The organism is Citrobacter sp. (assembly GCF_050252275.1).
Lineage (GTDB): Bacteria > Pseudomonadota > Gammaproteobacteria > Enterobacterales > Enterobacteriaceae > Citrobacter_A > Citrobacter_A amalonaticus.
Genome location: NZ_JBFWLF010000342.1, coordinates 1 through 4,389, shown reverse-complemented (window position 1 = coordinate 4,389; position 4,389 = coordinate 1). Strand labels below are relative to the sequence as shown.

The following is a 4,389-nucleotide window of genomic DNA, read 5'->3' as shown; positions in this document are numbered from 1 at the left end:
TCTCAGGGCAGGACATGTGAATCGTCATGCCTTTAGCCTGCAACGCAGGCGTAAAGATCTGCGTGATTTCTGTCATCAGACGGCGGAGATTGACTGGTTGAAGATGCAGTTTCGGTGCGCGCGTAAAGGTCAGGATATTCTGGATAAGCCGTGATAACCGCTGGCCTTCCTGAGTGATCACATCCACATAGCGTCGCTCATGCGTTTGTTCATCATCCAGCCCTTCGCGCAGCAGTTCGGCATAGAGCGTGATGTTGGTCAGCGGTGTTTTCAGTTCGTGTGACACCTGGCTGACAAAATCGACCTGCTGGCGCGCCTGACGCGCTGCGCGGGTATATTCCCGCCACAGCGAGACGCCCAACAGTGCGACGGCGAGAAGCAGCAGGACGATTAACGCGCCGCCCCACAGCCAGATATGCCAGAGCGGTGCGTTGACGCCGTAAGCGCTGACCTGCCACGTTGTGAGTGGATACGCCAGCGTGCGGGAGTCCAGTAAAGTGAGCCGCCGCAGATCCGCCTGCGCGTTCTGATAAAGCTGACGGCCGTTTTCCGTCACCCTGACAATCTGCTGCGGATCCTCCAGGTTCACCTGTATGCCGTTCGCCATATCCATCATCAGTTGTACCCAGGAGAGGCGAAAGCCGATGATCGCCCCGTCTTTTTGCCGCCAGTAGATCAACAGCGGTTCCGGAGTCTCAAAACTAATAAACCAGCCGGCCTGCGGCGTGTCCTGCTCGCTTTGCGTCATATGACTGGCAAGTTGGCTGGGATCGTTGACCAGCGGGCTGAGCAGGCGCACCCACTCTTTATCCTTGTTGCTCAACGGCTGACGCTCATCGGGGTAAAGGAGATGATTTTTCCGCAGCATAAAGACGTCGGCAATGTCGCTGTCGTTCTCTTTAAGCGCGCTGAGGGTGGCGACCTCTGCGGGGTCGATAAAATCGCCAATCGCATGCAGGCGGGAGGCTTTTTGCTGTAGAATATTTTCGATCCCCCTGGCGACGCTGGCGGTTTGCGATTTCGCCAGGGTTTGGGTCTGGTACTGACGCAACAAGACTTCATGTTCCAGAGTGCGAACGCCCAGGTAAGCAAGCAGAATAAAAAACATCAATGTAATGACGAGATAAATCGGCTTGCGTCTGAACATCCAGCACTCCTTGTGGATCAGTTCGATTTCGAACTCTGGTTTTTGGTTTTATAACTCTGTTCTTTCAGCGACTTGCGCGACGCTTCTTTGCTTTCGCTTTCCATCCTGTCCAGCAACTTAAGATTTTCCTCTGCGCTCGCCTGTGCCTTCATTCTGGCGGCCGGTGCGCTAAGGGGTAACGCGCTGAGTGTACTGGAGTTTTCGCGCAGGATCGCTTTCGCCTCGTCCATTTTGCCTTCATCGATGAGCTGTAACGCCTGCTCATTCTGAATGGCGGATTTCTGAATGGCGGAATCGACGATCACATCCTCCACCTGCGCTTTCTGAACCTCGTTGGCTGAGGCGGTATAGCTGACGGCCATCTTGTCATCCCAACGCTCTTTCTGCCCGGTGGCGAGGTTGTTATAGCTGACGTTGACCTCAGCGAGCGGCTTGCTTTGTGCGGCCTGGCCTTTCGCCGGCAGCACTTCCAGCATGACATATTTCTCCTGATTGGCGTAAAGCTGGTTCAGTTTGACGGTCACCGTGTTGTCGCGGATTTCACCTTCACGCCCCAGCAGGCGAAGTGGCTTAACGTTGTCGGCGACGTTAATTTGCACCACCACATCCTGAGCGACGACGGACATGACATCGCCAAATTCATGGGCAAATGCCTTCTCCAGGGCATCGGTATTTTGTACAAACACGTGGTTGCCATCGCTGTACTGGGCAATCGCCGCCATCAGATCTTCATTGTAGCCTTCGCCAATACCCATCGTCGTGATGGCAATCCCTTTGCGGGCGGCAATCTTACCCAGTTCTGCCAGCTCGCTGGTGGAGGAAGGGCCGATGTTCGCCTGACCATCAGACAGCAGGATGATGCGGTTAACATGGGCCTTATCGAGGAATTTACTGGTTTCTTTGATACCGCGGCTGACCCCGGCAAACAGTGCAGTACCGCCGCGTGCGGTCAGTCGTTCACGGATTTGGCTGATAAGTTTCGCTTTATTGTCGACTTTGGCCGCCGGCACAATGACATCCACGACGTCATCGTAAATCACCACCGAGAGTGTGTCCTGGGCGCTTAAGGTGTTCACCGCCATTACGGCAGCTTCTGTGGCTTGTTCGATACGCTCGCCGCCCATCGAGCCGGAGCGGTCAATCACCAGCGCGAGGTTGATCGGGCTGCGTTTGGTTGCATGCAGCGGGAAACCCGTCAGTGATACTTTGAGGTAGTTTTTGTCCTGGCTGTTTTCCAGCACCAGAGGGGAAGCCAGTTCGGATTTAATCGTCACTTTCGGCGCGGGCGGTTGCGCCGCCGTTGTTGTCGCAAGCAGTCCCATTGCCAGGGCTGCGAAGAGGTGTTTGAGATTCACGGTACGTCTCCTTGTCTTAAGAATCGACTCCATTCTTATGCGACCGCAACGTCGGTTGGTCTGTAATCTGTATAAAGTTGTCAAAAAGTTGTCAAAACGGCCTGTCAGGCCAAAAATATCCCTTAAAAAAACGCCGGAAACTCAGTCTCCGGCGTTATCTTATCGGTTCACGAACAGCCTTTGTTTACGACTGGGTCTTATCCTGCTTTTCGCGAACTTCACGGTACCAGCGCGGGTGATGCTTCTTCGCCCAGGAGCGGGTTACCCAGCCCTCTACCATCGCGGTAATAGTACCTTTTACCCACAGCGCGGCGTAAATATGTACCATGATAACCACAATCAGCGCGACGGCGGCAAATGAATGCAGCATTAACGCGAAGCGGATCACCGGAATGGAGAACGCTGGCGCAAAGTACGGACGCCAGATGATCACACCGCTTACCAGCAGCAGCACCAGGAAGATAATCGCCGCCCAGAACACGCATTTCTGACCGAAGTTATACCGCCCGGTGTCACCCACCTCTTCGTTGACGACAATCTTGCGAATGTTCTTCGCCCAAAAAATGTCATCCCGGTTAATCAGGTTGTGGTGCCAGTAACGGAAGAACATGATGATGAACGAGGCAAACATGATGACGCCCACAAACGGGTGCAGAATACGCGCCAGTTGCGGTGTGCCCATGATTTGCATCAGCCAGTTGAAGGACGGGAAGAAAAAGCCCAGTCCGCTCACCGCCGCCAGCACGAAGCAGAAAGCGGTGACCCAGTGGTTGATGCGTTCCGGCGCGGTGTAGCGCACGATGGTGTCACGTCTTTTCATTTGCGCACCTCATCGTCTTTCTCTTCATGCAGGTTGTTCTCTTCCTCATCCGCACGGTTTGGACCGACACCGACGTAGTGGAAGATGCTGGCCGCAAAGGTCGCGGCAAAGCCGACCGCTGCAAGAGGCTTCCAGATCCCTTTCCAGAATTTCACGGTGGCGCTGATTTCCGGGTTCTCCGGCAGACCGTGGTACAGATTCGGTTTGTCGGCATGATGCAACACATACATCACGTGCGTCCCACCTACGCCCGCCGGATCGTACAGGCCAGCATTGTCGTAACCACGGGTTTTCAGTTCTGCCACACGCTCGCCAGCCAACGTTTTCATGTCCTCTTTGGAACCAAAGTGGATAGCACCCGTTGGGCAGGTTTTCACGCAGGCCGGTTCCTGGCCGACGGTCACGCGGTCAACGCACAGCGTACATTTATAGACGCGATTGTCTTCCGGGTTGAGCCGCGGCACGTCAAACGGACAACCGGCGATGCAGTAACCACAGCCGATACACTGCTCGGACTGGAAGTCGACAATCCCGTTGGCATACTGAATGATAGCGCCTTCTGCCGGACACGCCTTCAGGCAGCCCGGATCGGCGCAGTGCATACAGCCATCCTTACGGATCAGCCATTCCAGTTTGTCGTTCTGCTCCACTTCCGAGAAACGCATCACGGTCCAGGATTTAGCGGTTAAATCCGCCGGGTTATCATAGACCCCGACGTTGCTGCCGATCTCATCACGGATGTCGTTCCACTCTGAACAGGCCACCTGACAGGCTTTACAGCCGATGCAGGTGGTGACGTCAATGAGCTTCGCCACTTCTTCCTGGAAGTCCCGCGCCTGAGGCGCGGGGGTGAGACCGTTAGTCGCGGAACGACGGATAATGTCTTGCGATTGATAAGCCATAAGTCGTCTCCGTTACACCTTTTCCACGTTCACCAGGAAGGACTTAAATTCCGGCGTTTGTGAGTTGGCATCGCCCACCGATGGCGTCAGGGTGTTCGCAATAAACCCTTTCTTCGCCACACCTTCATAGCCCCAGTGAATCGGAATACCGATAGTATCGATATC

5 protein-coding genes are annotated in these 4,389 nt (G+C 54.8%); all 5 read right to left on the bottom strand.

Going from position 1 to position 4,389, the window contains the following annotated elements; all coding sequences use genetic code 11:
- On the bottom strand, positions 1-1,147 hold a 1,147-nt coding region (locus AB7E14_RS21050; protein ID WP_428169901.1), incomplete at its 3' end, for a sensor histidine kinase.
- A gap of 17 nt (positions 1,148-1,164) precedes the next feature.
- Positions 1,165-2,502 carry a vWA domain-containing protein gene (locus tag AB7E14_RS21045; protein ID WP_102948009.1) on the bottom strand — a complete coding sequence of 446 codons (1,338 nt, stop codon included), beginning with the start codon at positions 2,500-2,502 and terminating at the stop codon, positions 1,165-1,167.
- A gap of 184 nt (positions 2,503-2,686) precedes the next feature.
- Positions 2,687-3,322, bottom strand: coding sequence for a formate dehydrogenase cytochrome b556 subunit (fdoI, locus tag AB7E14_RS21040; RefSeq protein WP_044257180.1), 636 nt, complete (start codon positions 3,320-3,322; stop codon positions 2,687-2,689).
- Positions 3,319-4,224, bottom strand: coding sequence for a formate dehydrogenase O subunit beta (gene fdoH / locus AB7E14_RS21035; protein WP_042998870.1), 906 nt, complete (start codon positions 4,222-4,224; stop codon positions 3,319-3,321). The genes fdoI and fdoH overlap by 4 nt, the downstream gene beginning before the upstream one ends.
- A 12-nt stretch (positions 4,225-4,236) precedes the next feature.
- Positions 4,237-4,389: hypothetical protein (locus tag AB7E14_RS21030; RefSeq protein ID WP_428169902.1), on the bottom strand; the 153-nt coding region annotated here is incomplete at its 5' end.

Coding starts and splice junctions, on each gene's coding strand:
- fdoI (WP_044257180.1), bottom strand. CDS start 3,322: ATGAAAAGACGTGACACCATCGTGCGCTACACCGCGCCGGAACGCATC.
- fdoH (WP_042998870.1), bottom strand. CDS start 4,224: ATGGCTTATCAATCGCAAGACATTATCCGTCGTTCCGCGACTAACGGT.